Annotated in this window: 23 protein-coding genes and 1 tRNA gene; 13 read left to right on the top strand and 11 right to left on the bottom strand. The window is 56.9% G+C overall.

Going from position 1 to position 19872, the window contains the following annotated elements; all coding sequences use genetic code 11:
- Positions 1–30: 30 nt before the first annotated feature.
- The 11 genes from G518_RS0128165 to G518_RS0128115 all read left to right on the top strand — a co-directional run bounded on the left by G518_RS0128165 (position 31) and on the right by G518_RS0128115 (position 8568).
- A complete protein-coding gene (locus tag G518_RS0128165) occupies positions 31–531 on the top strand; it encodes a hypothetical protein (RefSeq protein ID WP_156909571.1) in 501 nt (166 codons plus the stop codon).
- A gap of 107 nt (positions 532–638) precedes the next feature.
- Complete coding sequence (locus G518_RS0128160) at positions 639–884, top strand: helix-turn-helix transcriptional regulator (protein WP_028605323.1); 246 nt, start codon at positions 639–641, stop codon at positions 882–884.
- Complete coding sequence (locus tag G518_RS0128155) at positions 881–1759, top strand: hypothetical protein (protein ID WP_028605322.1); 879 nt, start codon at positions 881–883, stop codon at positions 1757–1759. Before G518_RS0128160 ends, G518_RS0128155 begins: the two co-directional genes overlap by 4 nt.
- Positions 1759–2322, top strand: a complete 564-nt coding sequence (locus tag G518_RS37380; protein ID WP_051237494.1) for a hypothetical protein — start codon at positions 1759–1761, stop codon at positions 2320–2322. The genes G518_RS0128155 and G518_RS37380 overlap by 1 nt, the downstream gene beginning before the upstream one ends.
- Positions 2323–2700: 378 nt before the next feature.
- Positions 2701–3924, top strand: a complete 1224-nt coding sequence (locus G518_RS0128145; RefSeq protein ID WP_028605321.1) for a phage major capsid protein — start codon at positions 2701–2703, stop codon at positions 3922–3924.
- 11 nt (positions 3925–3935) lie between these two features.
- Positions 3936–4475: an HK97 family phage prohead protease gene (locus tag G518_RS0128140; protein WP_036596347.1), complete on the top strand. Its 540-nt coding sequence runs from the start codon at positions 3936–3938 to the stop codon at positions 4473–4475.
- Positions 4472–5695, top strand: coding sequence for a phage portal protein (locus G518_RS0128135; protein ID WP_028605319.1), 1224 nt, complete (start codon positions 4472–4474; stop codon positions 5693–5695). Before G518_RS0128140 ends, G518_RS0128135 begins: the two co-directional genes overlap by 4 nt.
- A complete protein-coding gene (locus G518_RS38865) occupies positions 5692–6156 on the top strand; it encodes an HNH endonuclease (protein ID WP_245598147.1) in 465 nt (154 codons plus the stop codon). The genes G518_RS0128135 and G518_RS38865 overlap by 4 nt, the downstream gene beginning before the upstream one ends.
- 60 nt (positions 6157–6216) lie before the next feature.
- Positions 6217–6630 (top strand): hypothetical protein, encoded by a 414-nt coding sequence (locus G518_RS0128125; RefSeq protein ID WP_028605318.1) that lies wholly within the window; start codon positions 6217–6219, stop codon positions 6628–6630.
- On the top strand, positions 6627–8141 hold the full coding sequence (locus G518_RS0128120) for a terminase large subunit (RefSeq protein ID WP_028605317.1): 1515 nt from the start codon (positions 6627–6629) through the stop codon (positions 8139–8141). Before G518_RS0128125 ends, G518_RS0128120 begins: the two co-directional genes overlap by 4 nt.
- Before the next feature lie 157 nt (positions 8142–8298).
- Positions 8299–8568 carry a head-tail connector protein gene (locus G518_RS0128115; protein WP_028605316.1) on the top strand — a complete coding sequence of 90 codons (270 nt, stop codon included), beginning with the start codon at positions 8299–8301 and terminating at the stop codon, positions 8566–8568.
- A gap of 12 nt (positions 8569–8580) precedes the next feature.
- On the opposite strand, the gene G518_RS0128110 is transcribed toward G518_RS0128115, so the two are convergent.
- From G518_RS0128110 to iscR, 10 genes are all read right to left on the bottom strand, one after another.
- Entirely contained in the window at positions 8581–8817 is a 237-nt protein-coding gene (locus G518_RS0128110) for a hypothetical protein (RefSeq protein WP_028605315.1), read from the bottom strand.
- A gap of 200 nt (positions 8818–9017) precedes the next feature.
- A tRNA-Val gene (locus G518_RS0128105) sits at positions 9018–9092 on the bottom strand.
- A 43-nt stretch (positions 9093–9135) separates the two neighbouring features.
- Positions 9136–9873: a DNA polymerase III subunit epsilon gene (gene dnaQ / locus G518_RS0128100; RefSeq protein WP_028605314.1), complete on the bottom strand. Its 738-nt coding sequence runs from the start codon at positions 9871–9873 to the stop codon at positions 9136–9138.
- A 4-nt stretch (positions 9874–9877) separates the two neighbouring features.
- Positions 9878–10216, bottom strand: a complete 339-nt coding sequence (fdx, locus tag G518_RS0128095) for an ISC system 2Fe-2S type ferredoxin (RefSeq protein ID WP_028605313.1) — start codon at positions 10214–10216, stop codon at positions 9878–9880.
- 14 nt (positions 10217–10230) lie between these two features.
- Positions 10231–12093, bottom strand: a complete 1863-nt coding sequence (gene hscA / locus G518_RS0128090; RefSeq protein WP_028605312.1) for a Fe-S protein assembly chaperone HscA — start codon at positions 12091–12093, stop codon at positions 10231–10233.
- A gap of 32 nt (positions 12094–12125) precedes the next feature.
- Entirely contained in the window at positions 12126–12644 is a 519-nt protein-coding gene (hscB, locus tag G518_RS0128085) for a Fe-S protein assembly co-chaperone HscB (RefSeq protein WP_028605311.1), read from the bottom strand.
- Between the two features lie 113 nt (positions 12645–12757).
- Positions 12758–13081, bottom strand: coding sequence for an iron-sulfur cluster assembly protein IscA (iscA, locus tag G518_RS0128080; RefSeq protein ID WP_028605310.1), 324 nt, complete (start codon positions 13079–13081; stop codon positions 12758–12760).
- 82 nt (positions 13082–13163) lie between these two features.
- Positions 13164–13547: a Fe-S cluster assembly scaffold IscU gene (iscU, locus tag G518_RS0128075; protein ID WP_028605309.1), complete on the bottom strand. Its 384-nt coding sequence runs from the start codon at positions 13545–13547 to the stop codon at positions 13164–13166.
- 57 nt (positions 13548–13604) lie between these two features.
- On the bottom strand, positions 13605–14825 hold the full coding sequence (locus G518_RS0128070) for an IscS subfamily cysteine desulfurase (RefSeq protein ID WP_028605308.1): 1221 nt from the start codon (positions 14823–14825) through the stop codon (positions 13605–13607).
- A 67-nt stretch (positions 14826–14892) separates the two neighbouring features.
- A complete protein-coding gene (iscR, locus tag G518_RS0128065; protein ID WP_028605307.1) occupies positions 14893–15429 on the bottom strand; it encodes a Fe-S cluster assembly transcriptional regulator IscR in 537 nt (178 codons plus the stop codon).
- 340 nt (positions 15430–15769) lie between these two features.
- Here iscR and G518_RS0128060 point away from each other — a divergent pair, with 340 nt between their 5' ends.
- A complete protein-coding gene (locus tag G518_RS0128060) occupies positions 15770–16261 on the top strand; it encodes a BON domain-containing protein (RefSeq protein WP_028605306.1) in 492 nt (163 codons plus the stop codon).
- 33 nt (positions 16262–16294) lie between these two features.
- Here the strand turns inward: G518_RS0128060 and uvrB are convergent, their stop codons facing one another.
- Positions 16295–18379 (bottom strand): excinuclease ABC subunit UvrB, encoded by a 2085-nt coding sequence (uvrB, locus tag G518_RS0128055; RefSeq protein WP_028605305.1) that lies wholly within the window; start codon positions 18377–18379, stop codon positions 16295–16297.
- Between the two features lie 288 nt (positions 18380–18667).
- Between uvrB and G518_RS0128050 the strand changes: the two genes are divergently transcribed.
- Positions 18668–19864 carry an amino acid aminotransferase gene (locus tag G518_RS0128050; RefSeq protein WP_028605304.1) on the top strand — a complete coding sequence of 399 codons (1197 nt, stop codon included), beginning with the start codon at positions 18668–18670 and terminating at the stop codon, positions 19862–19864.
- Positions 19865–19872: the final 8 nt, after the last annotated feature.

Genomic DNA, 19872 nt, shown 5'->3' with positions numbered 1-19872 from the left:
GGCAACTTTTTCAGGGGCGAGGGGGACGCTATGACGAGTAATGAAACTGATGTTTCTAACAGCATATGCAATGCAGCTGCAATGAGAGAACTGGAAAGAGTCAGGAAAATTGCTGCAAAGCAAGAGGCAAGAGCCGCAGCCGTTCTCGATGAGTTAGTTCATGGGTGTCCTGACCCTTTTGTCGGCGATGCGGAAGCGTGGAATGTCGAATATTTGGCGCACAAAGCGCGTTTAAAAAAAATTATCGCAACAAACTTGGATGAGGAATCAATCAGTGAGTTTGTATCCCTGACATACCAACTTAGAGACTCTAGTAAAGCAAGGCGCCGGGCTATCAACCAGCACTACGCGGGCCCCAAGCAAGCAGCAAAGCAGCACGTTTTCGATTGCTGGATTCGGTGGCAGAAGAATAGACACGAGTACCGGAGTAAATCCGCATTCGCGCGGGCAATGCTTGATAAATATGATGCCTTGGGAAGTCAACGAGTGATCGAGCGCTGGTGCAAAGAGTGGGAATCTGAACCCAGCTAGCAGGGTACGTACCTAGCTAGCAAAGTACGTACCCTGCTAGCATAGTGCTATATATTTAGGAGCAAATATCGGTTGCAATGAAGGCTCATTCATTCATGAGGCTTTCAATGCACACTGTTTCCGCTCCAACCCGCCATAAGCGCCCACCTCTCCAGTCGGCCTATGCGCTTCATATTGCCGAAGCCCTGCTAAAGATTCAGACGGTGATCGAAGTCACTGGCCTGTCTGAATCGAGCATCCGCCGCAGAGTTGCCGAGGGCACGTTCCCAGCGCCAAAAAAAGATGGCAAGCGCTGTACCCGTTGGGTAGCCGGTCAAGTCTCCGACTGGCTCAAAGCCAAGGGGGCGGCATGACTTATCGGGCTGGCACGATAAAACGTGAACGTCGCACCCGTGATCGTGTCGAACAACTGGATTCGCAGATCATTGCCGTGTTGAACGAAGATCATCCCCAATCCGTGCGCCATGTGTTTTACCGGATGACCGACCCGCGCCTGCCTGAGCCGGTGGAGAAGTCCGACCGAGGCTACAGACATGTTCAAGAGCGCTGTGTGAAGCTTCGCCGCGACGGTCAAATACCCTACAACTGGATCGCGGACATGAGTCGCCGCGGCTACTTCGTCAACACCTATTCAGGTGCGGGCGATTTCATCCGGAGCATGGCGGGTCATTACCGCGCCGATCTATGGCGAGACTCCGATTACCGCTGTGAAGTGTGGGCAGAGTCGCGCAGCATTGCATCTGTGCTGCTGGGTGATTGCAAAGACCTTGCGGTGGACCTGTACCCCTGTGGCGGATTCAGTAGCTTGTCCTTCGTCCATGAGGCTGCGCAAGTGCATAACCATGGCGACGACGCCAGGCCCCTGGTGGTGTTCTACATCGGTGACTACGACCCGGCGGGCGTATTGATTGATGTGACGCTGGAGCGTGAACTGCGCATGCACTTGCGGTCAGATATCGAACTGAACTTTCGCCGCATTGCCATCAACGAGGAGCAGGTGGAGGAATACGACCTGCCGACCAAGCCGCGAAAGGAAAGCGATAAGCGCGCCCAGCACATCAAATACACCGTGGAGGCAGAGGCCATGCCAGCTCGATCACTGCGTTCATTGTTGCGGCTCGAAGTGGAATTGCTGCTACCTGAAAACGCCCTGGAAGTCGCTAAGGTGGCCGAACAATCAGAACGTGCTCACTTGGCCAGAATGGCCCGACTGCTGGAGGCGCGTTAATGGGCCGGGATAAACGCCCAGCTAAGACCTACGCCGACAAGTTTGTAGGCGTCAATCTCTCGCTGCTGAACAGTCCCGCTTACATTGCACTAGATCGTTCCTCCCAGGCCCTGTTCTTTGACCTTCGCGTGAAGTTGAACGGGTTCAACAATGGAAACATCAACGCGGCATTGTCGGAGCTACGGCACCGGGGATGGACGGCCCCGGTGACACTAGCAAAGGCTTTGCGTCAACTAGAGGCCGCTGGATTTATCGCCAAGACCCGCGCCACCATCGGCGTGGAGAACGGTTCCAAGGTGTGCAACCTCTACCGCTTCACGGACTTGGAAGTGTTCGAGAACCTGAAGCTTCACATTGATGCCATGAAGCCGACGCACGAATACCTAGCAGCCAAGACGCTAACCGAAGCCCGGCGAGTCATTAAAGCTGCCACAGCGCCACGGGCCAGGGCGACTAAAAATAAAACGACGCTACAGAAAATGCAGCGTGCCGATACAGAAACTGTATCGATGGGAGCATTTGACGCTACAGTTTCTGTATTAGCCCCTCCTGCGACTCATTAAAAAATGTAGCGTCAGAACGGTGGCGAATTTCTCAAAACCCAGTATCCATGCGGGTTTCAGGCCGATCAGCCCTCAGTTTCTGTACCACCGACCAACTACAGAAACTGTACACCTCTATAGCTCTACCAGTCCTAGGACGCAGAACAGGACTGATGGCAGGGCCAGGACAGCGAGCGGCCCCAACGACCCGCCTTGCTGTTGGCATATCGGAGAGCGGCCCAGTGAAAACAGGCTCCAAACAGTGGTTGGCCCGCAACGGCAAAAAATAGTTATCTGCCATGTTCGGCCATGAGCATTCACCCCTCTCAGGCCTATTGCTATCATTTTTGAAGTTCGGTATATCTGGGTCTTTCTTCATTCTTTGCAAAGAACTGACCCATGAAACTGAACGACCTGCGCGAAGCCCGCGCTGCCAAAGTTACCGAAGCCCGAACCCTGCTGAACGCTGAGACGCTGACGCCCGAGGCGAAAACCAAGTTCGACTCACTCAAGGCTGAAATCTCAGCCCTGGAGGCTGACGAAGCCCGCGCCCAATTCATTGAAGAGGCCGAGCGCCGCTCTACAGGTACGCCTGTAGACACCAGCCGCCGCAACATGGAAAGCCGTGTGAACGTGCTGGACGCCATCGCCTGCCAGGTGGAGAACCGCAGCGCCACGGGTGCCTTGGCAGAGTTCCAAGCCGAAGCTAAGCGCATGGGCATCGAACCTAGCAAAGGCGGCATTCTGGTGCCCACGTCGATCTTCGAGAAGCGTGCGACTCAGACCACCACCAGTTCCGCAGCCATCGTGCCGGACGACTTCAAAGCTGACCAGTTCATTGGCCTGCTGCGCAACAGCCTGATCGTGAAATCACTGGGTGCCCGAGTCCTTACCGGGCTGCGCGGCGATACCGTGTTGCCCAAACAGACCGGCGCATCAACTGCGTACTGGATTGCCGAAGGTGACGCCCTCACTGAGAGCAACACCACCTACGGAAGCGTCAAGCTGGAGCCAAAGCACGTAGGCGCACTCACTGCACTGAGTCGTCAACTGATCCAGCAAAGCAATCCGGCCATTGAACAACTGGTGCGCGATGACTTCTCCGCAGTGGTTTCGCTGGCAGTGGATAAAGCGCTGCTGCACGGGACTGCCGCCGCCAAGCAGCCCACGGGCATCTTGAGCGTGGCAGGCATTCAAACTGCATCACTGGCAACGCTCGATTGGGATGCCATCGTCGCCATGCTTGAAAAACTGGGCCTGGAGAACATCACGCCCAATGCCATCGTGACTCATGCCAAGGTTTCGACCAAGCTGCAAACCACGCTCAAGGATGCTGTGGCCGGTGCCGCGTACCTGATGCAAGGCGGCCGTGTGGCAGACCTTCCAGCGTACTCCACCAACCAACTGGACGCCAAGGCAGGAAGCCCAGCCACGGGCCGATTGATTGCAGGTGACTTCACCCAACTGGTGATCGGCGAATGGGGTGCTACAGAAATCCTAGCAAACCCTTATGCCGCTGGGTACTACGAAAAGGGTGATGTGCAGCTCCGAATTTTGCATACCTGCGATGCCGCAGTGCGCCATCCCAAGGCATTCGTGCTGGCTGACGACATCGCTATCTAAGGAGCAAGCGAATGTTGGAAGTCCGCTCTACTGGCAACCTGCGCAGCAACGGCAAGACGCTGCACGGGTATGCCGCGATATTCAACAGCGAAGCCAACCTGGGGAGTTTCTCTGAGGTCATCCGCAATGGAGCCTTCGCCAAGTCCCTGGGAAGCGGCTCCAATATTCGTGCGCTCTATCACCACCAAGGCGCTGCGCTGCTGGGTACGACCCGTGGCGGTAGCTTGAAGCTCAAAGAGGATGCGCATGGACTGGCTTTTGAGTTGGCTCTACCAGATACCACCCATGGCCGGGACTTGGCTGTGCTGGTTGATCGTGGCGACGTGGCCGGTTGTTCATTCGGCTTTCAAGTAGCCGATGGTGGCGACCGCTGGGAGGAACGAGGCTCCACGATAGTGCGCGAGTTGCTGGAGGTGAATCTTCATGAAATCACCTTGACCAGTGACCCGGCCTACACCGATACCACGGTGGCGATGCGCAACAAGCCTAAGCAGTACCTGGTCATGTTCTCATGCGAGCCGCGCAACCTGTGGCTGGAGACATGCCGATGAGCCTCCTAGAACGCGCATTGAATGTGATTGGCCTAGAGCGCCGAGCCACCAACCCAAATGACACCTGGGGAGCCTTCCAGACCCTGCGCAATGGCCCGGTGAACGACCAGACCGCGCAAGGGGTGAGTGCTGTCTATGCCTGCGTACAGGCCATTGCCGAGACTACGGCCACGTTGCCCCTGATCCTTTATCGGCGAAGTGGTGATGACCGTGAACGCGCTGGCGACCATCCCCTATACCGTGTGCTTCATGATGCGGCTAACCCCGAGCAAACCGCCCTGGAGTTCCGCGAACTGATGCAGGCGAATGTCTTGCTTCGTGGCAATGCCTTTGCCCGCATCGTGCGTGGCTATGACGGCCAGGTGAGAGAGTTATGGCCCATCAACCCCGACCGCATGAACGTGCTCAGGTTGAACACTGGCAAGCTGGCCTATGAGTACAGCGATACCGAAGGCCGATTGAATCGCCTGCTGGCAGATGAGGTACTGCACCTGCGTCACCGACTGGGTGACGATGGCGTGATGGGCGTCAGTCCTATACAAGCCGCCCGTGGAGTGATCGAGTTGGCTATCTCCGAACAGGAGCATGGTGTTTCGACTTTCCGCAATGGTGCAAAGCTGCTGGGTGTACTCAAGTTCCCCGGCAAGCTCAAAGCCGAACAACGCACAACCATCCGTGAGTCCTGGGCCAGCCAGCATGCAGGAGGTGCCAACAGCGGCCGCACTGCTGTGCTTGAAGAGGGTGCCGACTTCCAGCCGGTGAGCATGAGCCTAGAGGATGCCGAATGGATCGAGGCCCGCAAGCTCTCAGTGGTGGAGGTGTGCCGCTTGTTCCGTGTGCCCCCTGTCATTGTGCAAAGCATGGAGAGTGCGAACTACTCCAACAGCGTGGAGCTAGCTCGCCAGTTCGTGACTCTGAGCCTACGCAGGCACCTGACCATGTGGGAGCAGGGCATTGCACAGAAGCTGCTGACTGAGGCAGGTCGGCGCACCTACTTTGCAGAGCATCAGGTTGAAGGATTGCTGAGAGGCGATGCCACCAACCGAGCCGCGTTCTATAGCTCAGGCATTACCAGCGGCTGGATGCTCAAGAGCGAGGCCCGGAAGCTGGAGAACCTGCCGGTGATCGAGGGCATAGACGATGCCAAGACGGTGGAATCCGATTCCACCCCCACCCCTGCGCCGCAACCCTATCCATCCAAGCAGAAGGAAGCCGCATGAACCGCCCCAAGCTGAAGATGCTGCAACCGCGCATCAAGATGATCGAAGACACACGCATCAAGATGGCACCGCCTTTGCGCCTATCCAAACGCACAGGACGCGATGCAGACCCGCGCCGCACCTTACCCCTCAATGGAGCAGCGTGGCAGCGCCTGAGGGCATCTGTGCTGGCTGGTGAACCTCTATGCAGAGCATGTGCCCAGCGTGGGCAGGTGGAACCGGCTACTGATGTGGATCACGTCTCAGGTGACCCGAGCGACAACAGCACGGATAACTTGTGTCCGTTGTGCCATAGCTGTCACTCGATCAAGACGGCGATGGATCAAGGCAAGCGCGTGAGCCTGGGGTGTGGCCTGGATGGCTGGCCTATCGACCTGCGCCACCCGTGGAATGCCAAGACGCCGCTGCTGCTCAGGCCCGATCCGAGGCGAGGCGATGAGCCAGAAATCACCAGTGGCTGATTGGCCTAGACCGTCCTGTCCCTCTTCCTTTAACGCTTGCTGCTTAAAAAATAGGCAACCATGAAGCTCACTCCCAAACGCCAGCGTGCAGACACTGCCAAGGGTGCAGTGCAGGCCGCTCAGAACGCCGCACAAGGCCCGATTGATCCGCCGGCCTATGTGACCCTGCCGGAAGCCTGCAAACCGTTCTGGAATGCCATCGTGCAATCTAGGCCGCGTGATACCTGGACTGATTCCGATCTGGTGCTGGCTGCGAATCTGGCCAGGGTGCAGCATGCTATTGAAACCGTAGCAATCGGATCTGATGAGCATGCCAAGCTAACCCGCCTTGCCATGGCCTTGTCTCGCTCGGTGAGTGTTCACACAACCGCTACCGTGGGCCGAGCCGCTGACATGGTGAATGCAGCGACCGCCGAGCGTGGAGCACGCCAGCAACCAGATGATGATCTGATTCCGAGGCTCCGCGCAGTATGAGCAGAGCCGCCCGCATCATTGACTTCATTCAGCGTTACTGCGTGACGCCCGAAGGCGCGGATGTGGGTAAGCCGCTGGTGCTGGCTGACTTCCAAAAGAAGTTCATCCGTGAGGTCTACGACAACCCCGCTGGAACGCGCCGCGCTATTCTTTCAATAGCACGAAAGAATGGTAAGTCTGGCTTGATTGCTGGCCTGCTGCTGGCGCACCTTGTCGGGCCTGAGGCCAAGCAGAACGCGCAAATAGTCTCTGGTGCCATGAGTCGGGATCAGGCATCCCTGGTGTTCTCGTTGGCCTGCAAGATGGTGCAGCAATCGGCGAAGCTCTCCAGCCTGGTGCGCATCGTGCCTTCAGGCAAGCGCCTGATCGGTCTGCCCATGAATGTTGAGTTTCGAGCGATGGCCGCTGACGGCAAGACCGCTCACGGGCTATCCCCGGTGCTGGTGATCGGCGATGAATGGGGCCAGGTACGGGGACCGCAGTCTGATTTCATTGACGCGCTGCTGACCAGCCAGGGCGCGCATGCCGACCCTCTCCAGATCGTCATCAGCACGCAAGCTGCCACAGATGCCGATTGGCTGAGTGTGCAGATTGACGACGCCAAGGTGAGCAGCGACCCAAAGATTGTTTGTCATCTGTACGCCGCACCAGAAGGTGCTGATCTGCTGGACGTGCAAGCCTGGAAAGCAGCCAACCCCGCGTTGGGTTTGTTCCGCTCCGAAGCCGATTTGCAAGAACAGATGGTGCAAGCCCAGCGCATGCCCAGCATGGAAAACTCAGTTCGTAACCTGCTGCTGAATCAGCGGGTATCGACGGAAAGCCCGTTCGTGTCGCCGGACGTGTGGAAGGCGTGTGCTGCAACTGCACACTCAATGTGCAGTATGGATGGTCCCGTGTTCGCTGGCCTGGATCTATCCATGCGCACCGACCTAACCGCTCTGGTGCTGATCGGCCAGGACGATGATGGTGTGTGGCATGTACAGCCGTTCTTCTGGACGCCTGAGGTGGGCTTGGCAGACCGTGCCCGCCGTGACCGCGCACCCTATGACGTGTGGCATCGCCAGGGCTTGCTACGCACCACGCCAGGCAGTGCCATCGACTATGAGCATGTGGCCCGCGATATGGCCGAGATTCTGGTTGACGTGAATGTGCAGGCTATCGCTTTCGACCGCTGGCGCATCGATGTGCTCAAGAAAGAGCTTGAGCGCCTGGACATGGAATTGCCTCTAGTGCCATTCGGCCAGGGCTTCAAGGATATGTCTCCTGCCCTGGATGCGCTGGAAGCTGCCTTGCTGAATGGGCAAGTGGCCCACGGTGGCAATCCGGTGCTCCAGATGTGTGCGGCCAATGCGACGGTGACGAAAGACCCGGCAGGCAACCGCAAGCTCGACAAGAGCCGCACCACGGGTCGCATTGATGGCCTGGTGGCGATGGCTATGGCCTTCGGGATAGCAGCCAGCTCTCAGGCGATGAGCGAGGGCTATAGCGATGGCCAATTCATGTTTGTTTAACCCTAGCCGGGAGGGGTCGCAAGACATGGCCCGGACGCGGATTTGTCAGTGAGTGCCGCGTTCATAGAAAACCCTGACAGCCTGCGGCTTGGTGGCCGGGACATGTTACCCGGCACCTCTCACCGAGCGCGGCAGGCGCATTTACTGAGGAAAAGACATGGTGACCCTGGAAGAAGCAAAAAACCACATTCGCGTTGATCAAGATGAAGACGACGCTGCCATCTTGGCAATGATTGACGCCGCCGAAGCCGCAGCGCTGGACTATCTCGACCTAGACGAACTACCCGACGCAGCGCCAGTGCATGCCGCTGTGTTGATGCTGGTGGGCAGTCTGTACACGCGCCGGGAGAGTCAGTCCGATGGCCCTATCGTGGAGAACAGGCTGTTTACTCGGTTGCTTGATCCGTATCGGAAATGGGTGGCTTGAAGAGAGGTCGACTCAGGAGCCTTTGGATTGCAGCGCCTCCGCGATCTTCGAAGGCTTCTTCAGCTTTGCCCGAGCAAAGACGGGTGAGTAAGTGTTAATTATGAGGGTTCCACCCGCGTCAACTATTTCTATGAGCGGACCGTCCTTCGACAACACTTCGCGACCCGGATAGGTGGTCAGGTCTGGATGCCCGTTATGGTCGCGGCCGTCCAACATTTCAATGTCATACTTTTCGCCAATCTTGAACACTATCCCTCTCCTCGTGTGGTTATGAAGAGGAACATTTTGCATGACGATGGGGCAATCGAAATGTGCAGAGCCAAATGAACTGTGCATTGAGACGCAAAAAAAGCGCTTTAAGCCAGCACCTGTTTTCCGTACTTTTTCCGTACCGGCAACAAAAAAGGACTCGGCATTTCTGCTAAGTCCTTGGTTTTATTGAGTATTTTTGGTGGGTGATGCAGGGTTTGAACCTGCGACCCCTGCCGTGTGAAGGCAGTGCTCTACCGCTGAGCTAATCACCCGATTTCGGAGTTCAAGCTTTTCGCTTAAACCTGAAAGATGGGATTATGCCACAGCTGATTCGGCGTTTTGCGCAGGCTCGGCCTTCCGCCATACTGTTTTTCCACCGCTGGCCTTGTCTAGCTGCGTGAGCATGCCGTCATGGGCAGCGAGTTCTTGCGGGTTTGCTGCAAGAACTGGTAATACAAAGCCGGAGAGATCCATGCGCGGCGTGCCGCTGGCTTCATCTTCGCCCACATTGCCCAGATCAATCAGCAGCGCATCTTGTCCGCGCGTGAGATTGATGTAGACATCTGCCAGCAGTTCGGCATCCAGCAAAGCGCCGTGAAGCGTACGGCCGGAGTTGTCTACGCCCAAGCGGTCGCACAAGGAATCCAGGCTATTGCGCTTACCGGGGTACAACTGCTTGGCCATGGCCAGCGTGTCGGTCACCAGGTCTACATGGACATCCATACCGGGTAGCCCCACGCGTTCGAACTCCTTGTTCAGAAATCCGACGTCGAACGCCGCGTTGTGAATGATGACTTCGGCGCCTTTCAGGTAGGCCACTATTTCATGGGCTACTTCAGCAAATTTTGGCTTGTCGCGCAGAAACTCGTTGCTGATACCGTGCACCTTGAGCGCGTCTTCATGGCTGTCGCGCTCAGGGTTCAGATAGAAGTGAAGATTGTTGCCAGTGAGCTTGCGCGCCACCAATTCAACGCAACCGATCTCAATGATGCGGTCGCCGCCTTCAGCAGAAAGGCCAGTGGTTTCTGTGTCCAGGACGATCTGACGGGACATAGGCTCAGTGGTTCTCTTTGGCGTGGTTGATGGTGTAGCGCGGAATCTCTATTGTCAGATCTTTTTGCGCCACGATGGTCTGGCACGACAAGCGCGACTGCGGCTCCAGGCCCCAGGCACGATCCAGCAAATCTTCTTCCTCTTCCTCAGCCTCATTGAGCGACTCAATACCCTGGCGCACGATCACGTGGCAGGTGGTGCAGGCGCAGCTCATGTCACAGGCGTGCTCGATCGCAATATTGTTCTCGAGCAAGAGTTCACAAATGGAGTGACCCGGCGTGGCCTGAATCTCAGTGCCTTGAGGTGCGTACTCGGGGTGCGGGAGGATCTTGATAACGGGCATGGGAAATTAGATTTTTATAGCGCGTCTACCCGCTTGCCGGATAGCGCTTTCTGGATGCTGTGGTTCATGCGTTCGGCGGCAAAAGCCTCTGTGCCGTTTGCAAGAGCCTCTGTGGCGTCTTCAATGGTTTGAGCATCTGTGCTGTTGGCGGCAATACCACGCAGTGACAGCATGAGTGCATCTATGGCGGCGCGTTCTGACGCCTCAAGCAGTGCGCCATCTACATCCAGCGCGCTTTGCGTTGCCAGCAGCATGCGATCGGCATCGAGCTTGGCTTCGGCCAGTGCGCGCGCTTTGATGTCAGCTTCAGCGGTGGTGAAGCTTTCTTGCAGCATGGTGGCGATTTGCTCGTCGCTCAAGCCATACGTGGGCTTGACATCAATCTTGGCCTCCACGCCGCTCGCTTGCTCCTTGGCGTTGACGCTGAGAAGCCCATCGGCATCGATGGTGAAAGTCACGCGGATGCGGGCCGCGCCCGCTACCATGGGTGGAATGCCGCGAAGCTCAAAGCGTGCCAGGCTGCGGCAATCTTGCACAAGATCGCGCTCGCCTTGCACCACATGCAGTGCCAATGCGGTTTGGCCGTCTTTGTAGGTGGTGAAATCCTGAGCCATGGAGACGGGAATGGTCTGATTGCGCGGCACGATGCGCTCCACCAAGCCGCCCATGGTCTCAATACCGAGCGAGAGCGGGATCACATCAAGCAGCAGCAATTCACCAGCGGTGTCATTACCAGCTAATTGGTTGGCTTGGATAGCAGCGCCAAGAGCGACCACTTCGTCAGGGTTCAAATTGACGAGCGGTGGCTTGCCAAAGAACTCCGCCACGGCACGCTGGATCTGCGGCATGCGGGTAGAACCGCCCACCATGACCACACCCTGCACTTCTTGCGGCGAGAGCCCGGCGTCGCGCAAGGCACGGCGCACGGCGGTCATGCAGCGCGCGGAAAGCTCTGCGGTGACAGAATAAAAATCTGACCTTGTCAGCGGGAGTTCAAAGCTTTGAGCTCCTGAAGTTACACGGAAAACCGTTTCCTCTGTTTCGCTCAAGGCTTCCTTGGCGCTACGCGCTGCGGCTTTCAGCGCCGCCTTGGATTCAGGGGAATCCATGTTCGCGTTGATTTGCGGCAACGCCCAATCCACCAGGGCGCGGTCGTAGTCGTCACCACCCAAGGCGGAATCGCCGCCGGTGGAGATGACTTCAAATACGCCTTGTGTCAGGCGAAGAATGGAAATATCAAACGTGCCGCCGCCCAGATCGAATATGGCATAGATGCCTTCGCTGGCGTTATCCAGGCCATAGGCAATAGCGGCTGCAGTGGGCTCATTGATGAGGCGCAGCACATTGATGCCGGCCAACTGCGCAGCATCTTTGGTGGCTTGACGCTGAGCGTCATCAAAATAGGCCGGTACGGTGATCACGGCGCCGTAAAGATCATCATCGAAGGTGTCTTCAGCGCGCTGACGCAGCGTGGCCAGGATCTCAGCGCTGATCTCCACCGGGGATTTCTTTCCCTGTACGGTGTCTATGGCGAGCATGCCCGGCTGGTCGATGAACCGGTACGGCAGCTTCTCAGCCTGCGCAATATCCGCCAGCGCGCGCCCCATGAAGCGCTTGGCGGAATGAATGGTGTTCTCGGCATCTTCTGCCGCACCAGACTCTAGTGCAGCGTAGCCAATCTGGCGGCGGCCGCCAGCCAGGTAGCGAATAACGGAGGGCAGTAGTACACGGCCATCGTCGTCTGGGAGGCACTCGGCCGCACCATGCCGGACAGCGGCGACCAGGGAATGCGTGGTGCCAAGGTCAATACCGACTGCAATGCGCCGTTGGTGAGGATCGGGCGATTGACCGGGTTCGGAAATCTGAAGCAGCGCCATGTTCTACGAATACAAATCTTGCAAAGCCATTCTCAGGCGGCGAGTGTCTCACGCTTGCGCGAGACGTCGGAGGCGAGCTTCTCGAGAAACATCAGTGCCCGTACGGTTTGCGCGGCAGCGGGCCAGTCATTCTCGATATCTGCTTGCCGTTCAATCTTTACCAACGCCTGGCTCCACAAGGATGCAGACAGTTGGCTGATCTGCTCAAGTTCCTCAGGGGTGCCGGCATCATCCAGGCCTTCGCGCAATTCCATTTGCTGCATGAGGAACTCAGCAGGCATGGCGGTGTTGTTTTCCGCCTGGATGGGCGCGCCATTGAGTTCGCACAGATACGCCGCGCGTTTGAGCGGGCTTTTCAAGCGTCGATAGGCTTCATTGATACGGGCTGACCACTGCATGGCGACGCGCTGGGCTGCCGCACCTTGGGTGGCAAACTTGTCTGGGTGCACTTGCCGCTGAAGTTCTTTCCAACGCGCATCCAGCAGTGCAGCATCCTGCGCGAAGCGCGGGGGCACATCAAAGAGCTCAAAATCTGTGGACTGAAGATTCATGGCGATGGGTTAGTTTCATCCTCTTGTACGAGGTTTCCCCGCCAGGGCAGAACAACCACGGAAAAACCGTTTCAGCCTGTTGGTGCCGCCCTCAAGACAAGAGGTAACGAGCGCTAGACGCGGAACGATTCTCCGCAACCGCAGCGGTCGCGTTCGTTGGGGTTGTTGAACCTGAAGCCTTCGTTCAGGCCTTCACGCACGTAGTCGAGTTCCGTGCCGTCAATATATGCCAGGCTCTTGGGATCAATCATCAGCTTGATGCCATGTTCTTCGAACAGCACATCCCCGGTGTCCACTTCGTCCACGTACTCCAGCTTATAGGCCAAGCCGGAGCAGCCGGTGGTTTTGACACCAAGCCGCACGCCCACGCCCTTGCCGCGCTTGGCGAGATACTTGTTTACGTGCCGCGCAGCGGCTTGGGTAAGAGAAACGGACATTTGGGGTATGTAGCTTTCGCTTAGAGTCTTTGGCTTATTCCGGCGGGAGCGCTGAAGGCTGAGCATTCAGCGCGCGCATGGCTCAGGCGTGCCTTTGTTTGTAGTCGTTGACTGCTGCCTTGATGGCGTCTTCAGCCAAGATGGAGCAGTGGATCTTCACTGGCGGCAAGGCCAGTTCTTCAGCAATCTGGCTATTTTTGAGCTCAGCTGCCTGATCCAGCGTTTTGCCCTTAACCCACTCAGTGACGAGCGAGCTGCTGGCAATGGCAGAACCGCAACCATAGGTCTTGAAGCGAGCATCTTCAATGATGCCAGTGGCTGGATTGACTTTGATCTGCAGCTTCATGACGTCGCCGCAAGCAGGCGCGCCGACCATACCGGTACCGATGGTGTCGTCGCCCTTGTCAAAGCTGCCGACGTTGCGGGGGTTTTCGTAATGGTCGATGACTTTTTCAGAATAGGCCATGTTCGTATCTCCTTGGTTGAACAGACAGCACTGGATTTCCAGCACCGAGTTCGTTGATCAATGCGCTGCCCACTGGATGGTGGAGATGTCTACACCGTCTTGGTACATCTCCCACAGGGGGCTTAGTTCGCGAAGTTTCGCGACGTTCTTGCGGATGGTGTCTACCGCATAGTCGATCTCTTCTTCTGTAGTGAAGCGACCGATGGTCATGCGCAAGCTGGAGTGCGCCAATTCATCACTGCGGCCCAGGGCGCGCAATACGTAGCTTGGCTCCAGCGAGGCAGAGGTACATGCCGAACCACTGGACACGGCCAAACCTTTGATACCCATGATCAAGGATTCGCCTTCAACGAAGTTGAAGCTCATGTTCAGGTTCTGGGGCACACGGCGTTCCAGGTTACCGTTGATGAACACTTGCTCAATGTCTTTGAGGCCATCCAGCAGACGCTTTTGCAGACGAGCCGCGTGAGCGTTGTCTTCCTTCATTTGCGCCTTGGCAATCCGGAAGGCTTCGCCCATGCCGACGATCTGATGCGTAGCCAGTGTTCCGGAGCGCATACCGCGCTCATGGCCACCACCGTGCATTTGCGCCTCCAGCCGCACGCGTGGCTTGCGGCGCACGTACAGGGCTCCAATGCCTTTGGGGCCGTAGGTCTTGTGGGCGGTGAGGCTCATCAGATCCACTGGGAGTGTTTTCAGATCGATGTCGACCCGGCCAGTGGCCTGCGCGCCGTCTACGTGCAGCAGCACGCCTTTTTCACGGCAGATATTGCCAATGGCGGCAATATCTTGAATGACGCCGATTTCGTTGTTCACGAACAAGACGCTGACGAGTACGGTGTCAGGACGCAGAGCTTCCCGGAATTTATCCAGATCCAGCAAGCCATCTTCCTGAACATCGAGGTAGGTGACCTCGAAGCCCTGGCGCTCCAGCTCACGCATGGTGTCCAGAGTGGCTTTGTGCTCAGTCTTGAGCGTGATGAGGTGCTTGCCCTTGCCTTTATAGAAGTGCGCTGCACCTTTCAAAGCGAGGTTGGTGGATTCAGTGGCGCCGGAGGTCCACACGATTTCACGTGGGTCAGCACCGATCAAATCTGCGACATCGACGCGGGCTTTTTCAACCGCGGCTTCGGCTTCCCAGCCCCAGGCATGGCTGCGGCTGGCCGCGTTACCGAAGTGTTCGCGCAACCACGGAATCATGGCATCGACCACGCGTTGATCAACTGGCGTAGTGGCGCCGTAATCCAAGTAGATTGGGAAGTGAGGAGTCTGGCTCATGGCTGGCTTGACTGGCTATGAAGGTTAAATCTAGAAACTGCTGCTGTGCACCCTGGGGTGCACATGCTCAGAGCTTGGAGGAGATTCCACCCAGTGCGAACACCGAGTTGGGCGCATTCACGCGAATAGGCTTGACCACCGGTGCGCTGGAGATGGCGCGCTTGGTAGCTGGCTTGTCCTCAACTTCAACGCCCTTTTCGAGTTGGTCATTGACCAGCTTCTGCAGGGTGACCGAATCAAGAAATTCGACCATGCGAGCGTTCAAGGAGGTCCACAGATCGTGCGTCATGCAGCGGCCACCATCGCCATGACAGTTTTCTTTGCCGCCGCAGTGGGTGGCATCGATGGGTTCATCCACTGAGACGATAATGTCAGCGACGGTGATGTCAGCCGCTTTACGCCCGAGCGAATAGCCGCCGCCTGGGCCCCTGGTAGACTCTACCAATTCGTGCCGGCGCAGCTTGCCAAACAGCTGCTCCAGGTAGGACAGGGAAATCTGCTGCCTCTGGCTGATAGCGGCAAGCGTCACCGGACCGTTATCCTGACGCAAGGCAAGGTCGATCATGGCGGTTACCGCGAATCGGCCCTTGGTTGTAAGGCGCATGACAAACTCCTCGATAGCGTGGGTTGAACATTCATGGGAAAACTTCCCATCTGGGAGCCAAAACTAGGCTCTGCTGAATCCAATTGACTGACACCGTGGCAAGCTGTCTAGTTCAATTTATTTCCGAGTATTTTTATCAAGTATACACTGATTCTCCCTCTTGACAGGCCAAAAAAATTGGCTTAAGGACGTGGAGTTTCATTCTGGTCTGCAGATTTCGAGCAGTTGGATTCCTCCTACAGGTCTTTCATCCACAGCTGACATCCCAGTTGAGCACCTCTCTCTACAGTTACATCTCAGTGGGCACTTCAGCTCATGGATCTGGAAGGAGAAACCTCAAATGAAAACAAGTATTCAACGTTTGACGCTTTTGGCCGCCGCTGCGGCGCTAACCACCGGTCTGGTTGCTTGCAACAAGAACGACGAGCGAACCGCTGGTCAGAAGGTCGACTCGGCTATTGCGAAAACCGAGGATGTGGCTCGTGATGCGGAAGCCAAGGCAGCTGCAGCGGCCGCTGATGCAAGAGCGGCGGCAGCACGCACCGGCGAGCAGATCAAAGAGGGCACAGCAGAGATGCGCGCGGATGCTAGCGCCGCTGGCTCACGAATGGCAGAGGCTGCCGGAGATGCCGCAATTACTGCTTCTGTTTCAGCTGGCTTGATGAAAGATCCCGATCTGAGCGCGATCAAGATCAATGTGGACACCAGCAATGGCGTAGTTTCGCTGAAAGGCCCTGCACCTAATGCTGCAGCCAAGGACCGCGCAGAAACGATTGCAAAAGGCGTCTCTGGCGTGAAGAGCGTGAGCAATATGCTGGAAGTGAAGGGCTAAGCTAACAGGGCTACGGCCCTGCCCTGGCCTCACTCAAGCGGCAGCGCTCCCCTCCCCTGCAGCACCAAAGATCCTGCTTTTGAGTTTGGCTAGTTGATCTCGAGTGCGGGCAGCTTGCTCGAACTCGAGGTTGCGCGCATGCTCCATCATGAGTTTTTCCAGGCGACGGATTTCTTTGGCGAGGTCTTTTTCGGACAAAGCCTCCTCTTTGAAGGTCGCAGAGCCGTGATTTAGACGCTCCGCGTCTCTACCGCTTTTCTCGCTGTAAACGCCATCGATCAGATCGCGAACCTCTTTCACGATGCCTCTTGGCGTAATGCCATGCTCCAGGTTGTGGGCTATCTGCTTTAGCCTTCTGCGCTCCGTCTCACCTATCGCCTTTTTCATCGATTCAGTCATCCTGTCTGCGTACAGAATGGCCTTGCCGTTGACGTTCCGTGCGGCGCGACCAATGGTCTGGATGAGAGAGCGTTCCGCGCGGAGGAAGCCTTCCTTGTCGGCATCCAGGATAGCCACCAAGGAAACTTCCGGGATATCCAGGCCTTCGCGCAGCAAGTTGATGCCCACCAGAACATCAAACGCACCCAGCCGCAGATCACGGATGATTTCAACCCGCTCTACGGTATCTATGTCGCTGTGAAGGTAACGAACCTTGACGCCGTTTTCACTTAAGTATTCCGTGAGTTGCTCCGCCATGCGCTTGGTAAGCGTGGTGATCAGTACACGCTCGCGCTTTTCGGAGCGAATGCGAATTTCCTGCAGCGCATCATCGACCTGGTGAGTGGCGGGACGAACCTCCACTTCAGGGTCTATCAGGCCGGTGGGGCGAACCACCTGTTCAACCACTTGGCCGGCATGCTGCTTTTCGTAATCAGCCGGTGTGGCGGAAACAAAAATCACTTGCCGCATGCGCTGCTCGAACTCAAGGAACTTCAAGGGACGATTGTCCAGGGCGCTCGGCAAGCGAAAACCATACTCAACCAGCGTAGTTTTGCGTGCACGGTCGCCGTTGTACATGGCGTTGAGTTGCCCGATCATCTGGTGGCTCTCATCGAGGAACATGAGGGAGTCACGCGGCAAATAGTCTGTGAGCGTCGCAGGCGGATCGCCGGGGGCAGCGCCTGAAAGATGGCGGGTGTAGTTCTCAATGCCCTTGCAATGGCCTAGTTCAGCCAGCATTTCGAGATCGAAGCGTGTGCGCTGCTCTACCCTCTGAGCTTCCAGGAGCTTCCCCTCCGAAACGAAGAACTTCAGGCGTTCATTCAGCTCAGCCTTGATGGTTTCCACGGCTGCGAGAGTCTTCTCTCGCGGCGTGACGTAATGGCTTGAGGGGTAGATTACAAAGCGCGGCACCTTTTGCTGAACCCGGCCAGTGAGCGGGTCAAACAATTGGATGCTCTCCACCTCATCGTCGAACAGTTCAATGCGAACGGCCAGTTCGCTATGTTCGGCCGGAAAAACGTCAATGGTGTCGCCGCGCACGCGAAAGCAACCGCGCGTGAAATCAGTGTCATTGCGCTGGTACTGCATGCGTACCAACTGAGCAATGGTGTCGCGCTGCGGCTGCTTGCCCCCCACTTTGAGGATCAGCCGCATCTGGAGGTAGTCCTCCGGCGCGCCGATGCCGTAGATGGCACTCACCGTGGCCACGATCACCACATCACGCCGCTCCAGCACACTCTTGGTGGCGGAAAGACGCATCTGCTCTATGTGCTCGTTGATGGCGCTGTCTTTCTCAATGAAAAGATCGCGCTGAGGCACATAGGCCTCTGGTTGGTAGTAATCGTAGTAACTGACGAAATACTCAACCGCATTCTTGGGGAAGAACTCCCGGAACTCGCTGTACAACTGTGCGGCGAGCGTCTTGTTCGGTGCGAACACGATGGCGGGCCGCCCGAGCCGGGCAATGACGTTGGCCATGGTGAAGGTCTTGCCCGAACCAGTGACGCCCAGCAAGGTCTGGAAAGACTCCCCCGACTCCACACCTTCCACCAGCGCATCAATGGCCGCGGGTTGGTCACCAGCGGGCGGATAGGGCTGAAAAAGCTGAAACGGCGAATCGGGGAAGGACAGGAATTTGCCCTCGGTTGGCACTTCGGCCACAACGGTAGAAGTCATATTCTGGAAGTAATGCGGTGCCTGGAGCTTGGTGGGTAAGGAGCGCCGATACGAGCGGCTTGCAACGGCTCATTTTGCAGCCAAGCTTGGCGCTTTAGCAGCAGTATGTGAGGCCAAACTCGGTAAAAACCATGAACACTGGAGTCAATTTTCAAGCCTTTGTGACAAGTCCTTCAGGCTACTAGCTAAAATTCAAGGGTTTTTCCCTCTCCAGCGTACCGCATGCGGTCCTGCCGCGTTTGGACACGTCTGATTCGATGCCTTTGCATTCAACAGGACTTTTCCGCTATGTCTCTTTTCTCCGCCGTCGAAATGGCCCCTCGCGACCCTATCCTGGGTCTGAATGAGCAATTTGCCGCTGACAGCAATCCTAATAAGGTCAACCTCGGCGTAGGCGTGTATTTCGATGAGAACGGCAAGCTGCCTTTGCTCCAATGTGTACAAGCAGCCGAGAAGGCCCTGATGGACACACCAAAGCCACGTGGCTATTTGCCTATTGATGGCATTGCAGCTTACGACACGGCAGTGAAGAAGCTGGTGTTTGGTGCCGATTCGGAGCCGTTCAAAGCCGGTCGCGTTGCTACCGTGCAAGGCTTGGGTGGTACAGGCGGCCTGAAGATTGGCGCTGATTTCATCCGCAAGCTGAAACCCGAAGCCAAAGTCCTCATCTCGGATCCCAGCTGGGAAAACCACCGCGCCCTCTTCACGCAGGCCGGGTTTGAGGTGGATTCGTACCGCTATTACGACGGTGCCACCCGCGCCTTGAACTTTGAGGGCATGCTGGCCGATCTGCAAGCTGCCGCACCTGGTACGGTTGCTGTGCTGCATGCCTGCTGCCACAACCCTACTGGCTACGACATCACGCCCGCTCAGTGGGATCAGGTGATCGCCGTGGTGAAGTCGCGCGGCCTCACGCCTTTCCTGGATATGGCCTACCAAGGCTTTGCGGATGGCATTGCCGAAGACGGCGCTGTAGTTGGCAAGTTCGTGGCCGCTGGTTTGAGCTTCTTTGTCTCGACCTCGTTCTCCAAGAGCTTCAGCCTGTACGGCGAGCGCGTGGGCGCCCTGTCTGTGCTTTGTGACACCAAGGAAGAAGCTGATCGCGTGCTGTCTCAGCTCAAGATCATGATCCGCACCAACTACAGCAACCCACCCACACACGGTGGTGCGGTGGTGGCCATGGTTCTGGAAGACCCCAAGCTGCGCGCTCAGTGGGAAGAAGAGCTTGCCGGCATGCGCGTTCGCATCAAGGCCATGCGCAAAAAGCTGGTGGAAGGCCTGAAAGCCGCTGGCGTGAAGCAAGACATGAGCTTCATCACCACGCAAGTGGGCATGTTCAGCTATTCAGGCCTCAGCAAGGACCAGATGGTGCGCCTGCGCAATGAATTCGGCGTGTACGGTACGGACACTGGCCGCATGTGCGTGGCTGCGCTGAACGAGAAGAATATCGGCTACGTTTGCGAGTCGATTGCTAAAGTGGTCTAAACCGCCTT

It is taken from the genome of Ottowia thiooxydans DSM 14619, from assembly GCF_000422885.1.
GTDB classification, from domain to species: domain Bacteria; phylum Pseudomonadota; class Gammaproteobacteria; order Burkholderiales; family Burkholderiaceae_C; genus Ottowia; species Ottowia thiooxydans.
Note: the sequence above shows the minus strand (reverse complement) of the source record. Positions and strands in the feature narration are given on the sequence as shown.

Excerpts from the sequence above, each read along its gene's own strand:
- G518_RS0128165 (WP_156909571.1), top strand. The coding sequence starts at position 31 with ATGACGAGTAATGAAACTGATGTTTCTAACAGCATATGCAATGCAGCT.
- G518_RS0128160 (WP_028605323.1), top strand. The coding sequence starts at position 639 with ATGCACACTGTTTCCGCTCCAACCCGCCATAAGCGCCCACCTCTCCAG.
- G518_RS0128155 (WP_028605322.1), top strand. The coding sequence starts at position 881 with ATGACTTATCGGGCTGGCACGATAAAACGTGAACGTCGCACCCGTGAT.
- G518_RS37380 (WP_051237494.1), top strand. The coding sequence starts at position 1,759 with ATGGGCCGGGATAAACGCCCAGCTAAGACCTACGCCGACAAGTTTGTA.
- G518_RS0128145 (WP_028605321.1), top strand. The coding sequence starts at position 2,701 with ATGAAACTGAACGACCTGCGCGAAGCCCGCGCTGCCAAAGTTACCGAA.
- G518_RS0128140 (WP_036596347.1), top strand. The coding sequence starts at position 3,936 with ATGTTGGAAGTCCGCTCTACTGGCAACCTGCGCAGCAACGGCAAGACG.
- G518_RS0128135 (WP_028605319.1), top strand. The coding sequence starts at position 4,472 with ATGAGCCTCCTAGAACGCGCATTGAATGTGATTGGCCTAGAGCGCCGA.
- G518_RS38865 (WP_245598147.1), top strand. The coding sequence starts at position 5,692 with ATGAACCGCCCCAAGCTGAAGATGCTGCAACCGCGCATCAAGATGATC.
- G518_RS0128125 (WP_028605318.1), top strand. The coding sequence starts at position 6,217 with ATGAAGCTCACTCCCAAACGCCAGCGTGCAGACACTGCCAAGGGTGCA.
- G518_RS0128120 (WP_028605317.1), top strand. The coding sequence starts at position 6,627 with ATGAGCAGAGCCGCCCGCATCATTGACTTCATTCAGCGTTACTGCGTG.
- G518_RS0128115 (WP_028605316.1), top strand. The coding sequence starts at position 8,299 with ATGGTGACCCTGGAAGAAGCAAAAAACCACATTCGCGTTGATCAAGAT.
- dnaQ (WP_028605314.1), bottom strand. The coding sequence starts at position 9,873 with ATGTCCCGTCAGATCGTCCTGGACACAGAAACCACTGGCCTTTCTGCT.
- fdx (WP_028605313.1), bottom strand. The coding sequence starts at position 10,216 with ATGCCCGTTATCAAGATCCTCCCGCACCCCGAGTACGCACCTCAAGGC.
- hscA (WP_028605312.1), bottom strand. The coding sequence starts at position 12,093 with ATGGCGCTGCTTCAGATTTCCGAACCCGGTCAATCGCCCGATCCTCAC.
- hscB (WP_028605311.1), bottom strand. The coding sequence starts at position 12,644 with ATGAATCTTCAGTCCACAGATTTTGAGCTCTTTGATGTGCCCCCGCGC.
- iscA (WP_028605310.1), bottom strand. The coding sequence starts at position 13,081 with ATGTCCGTTTCTCTTACCCAAGCCGCTGCGCGGCACGTAAACAAGTAT.
- iscU (WP_028605309.1), bottom strand. The coding sequence starts at position 13,547 with ATGGCCTATTCTGAAAAAGTCATCGACCATTACGAAAACCCCCGCAAC.
- G518_RS0128070 (WP_028605308.1), bottom strand. The coding sequence starts at position 14,825 with ATGAGCCAGACTCCTCACTTCCCAATCTACTTGGATTACGGCGCCACT.
- iscR (WP_028605307.1), bottom strand. The coding sequence starts at position 15,429 with ATGCGCCTTACAACCAAGGGCCGATTCGCGGTAACCGCCATGATCGAC.
- G518_RS0128060 (WP_028605306.1), top strand. The coding sequence starts at position 15,770 with ATGAAAACAAGTATTCAACGTTTGACGCTTTTGGCCGCCGCTGCGGCG.
- uvrB (WP_028605305.1), bottom strand. The coding sequence starts at position 18,379 with ATGACTTCTACCGTTGTGGCCGAAGTGCCAACCGAGGGCAAATTCCTG.
- G518_RS0128050 (WP_028605304.1), top strand. The coding sequence starts at position 18,668 with ATGTCTCTTTTCTCCGCCGTCGAAATGGCCCCTCGCGACCCTATCCTG.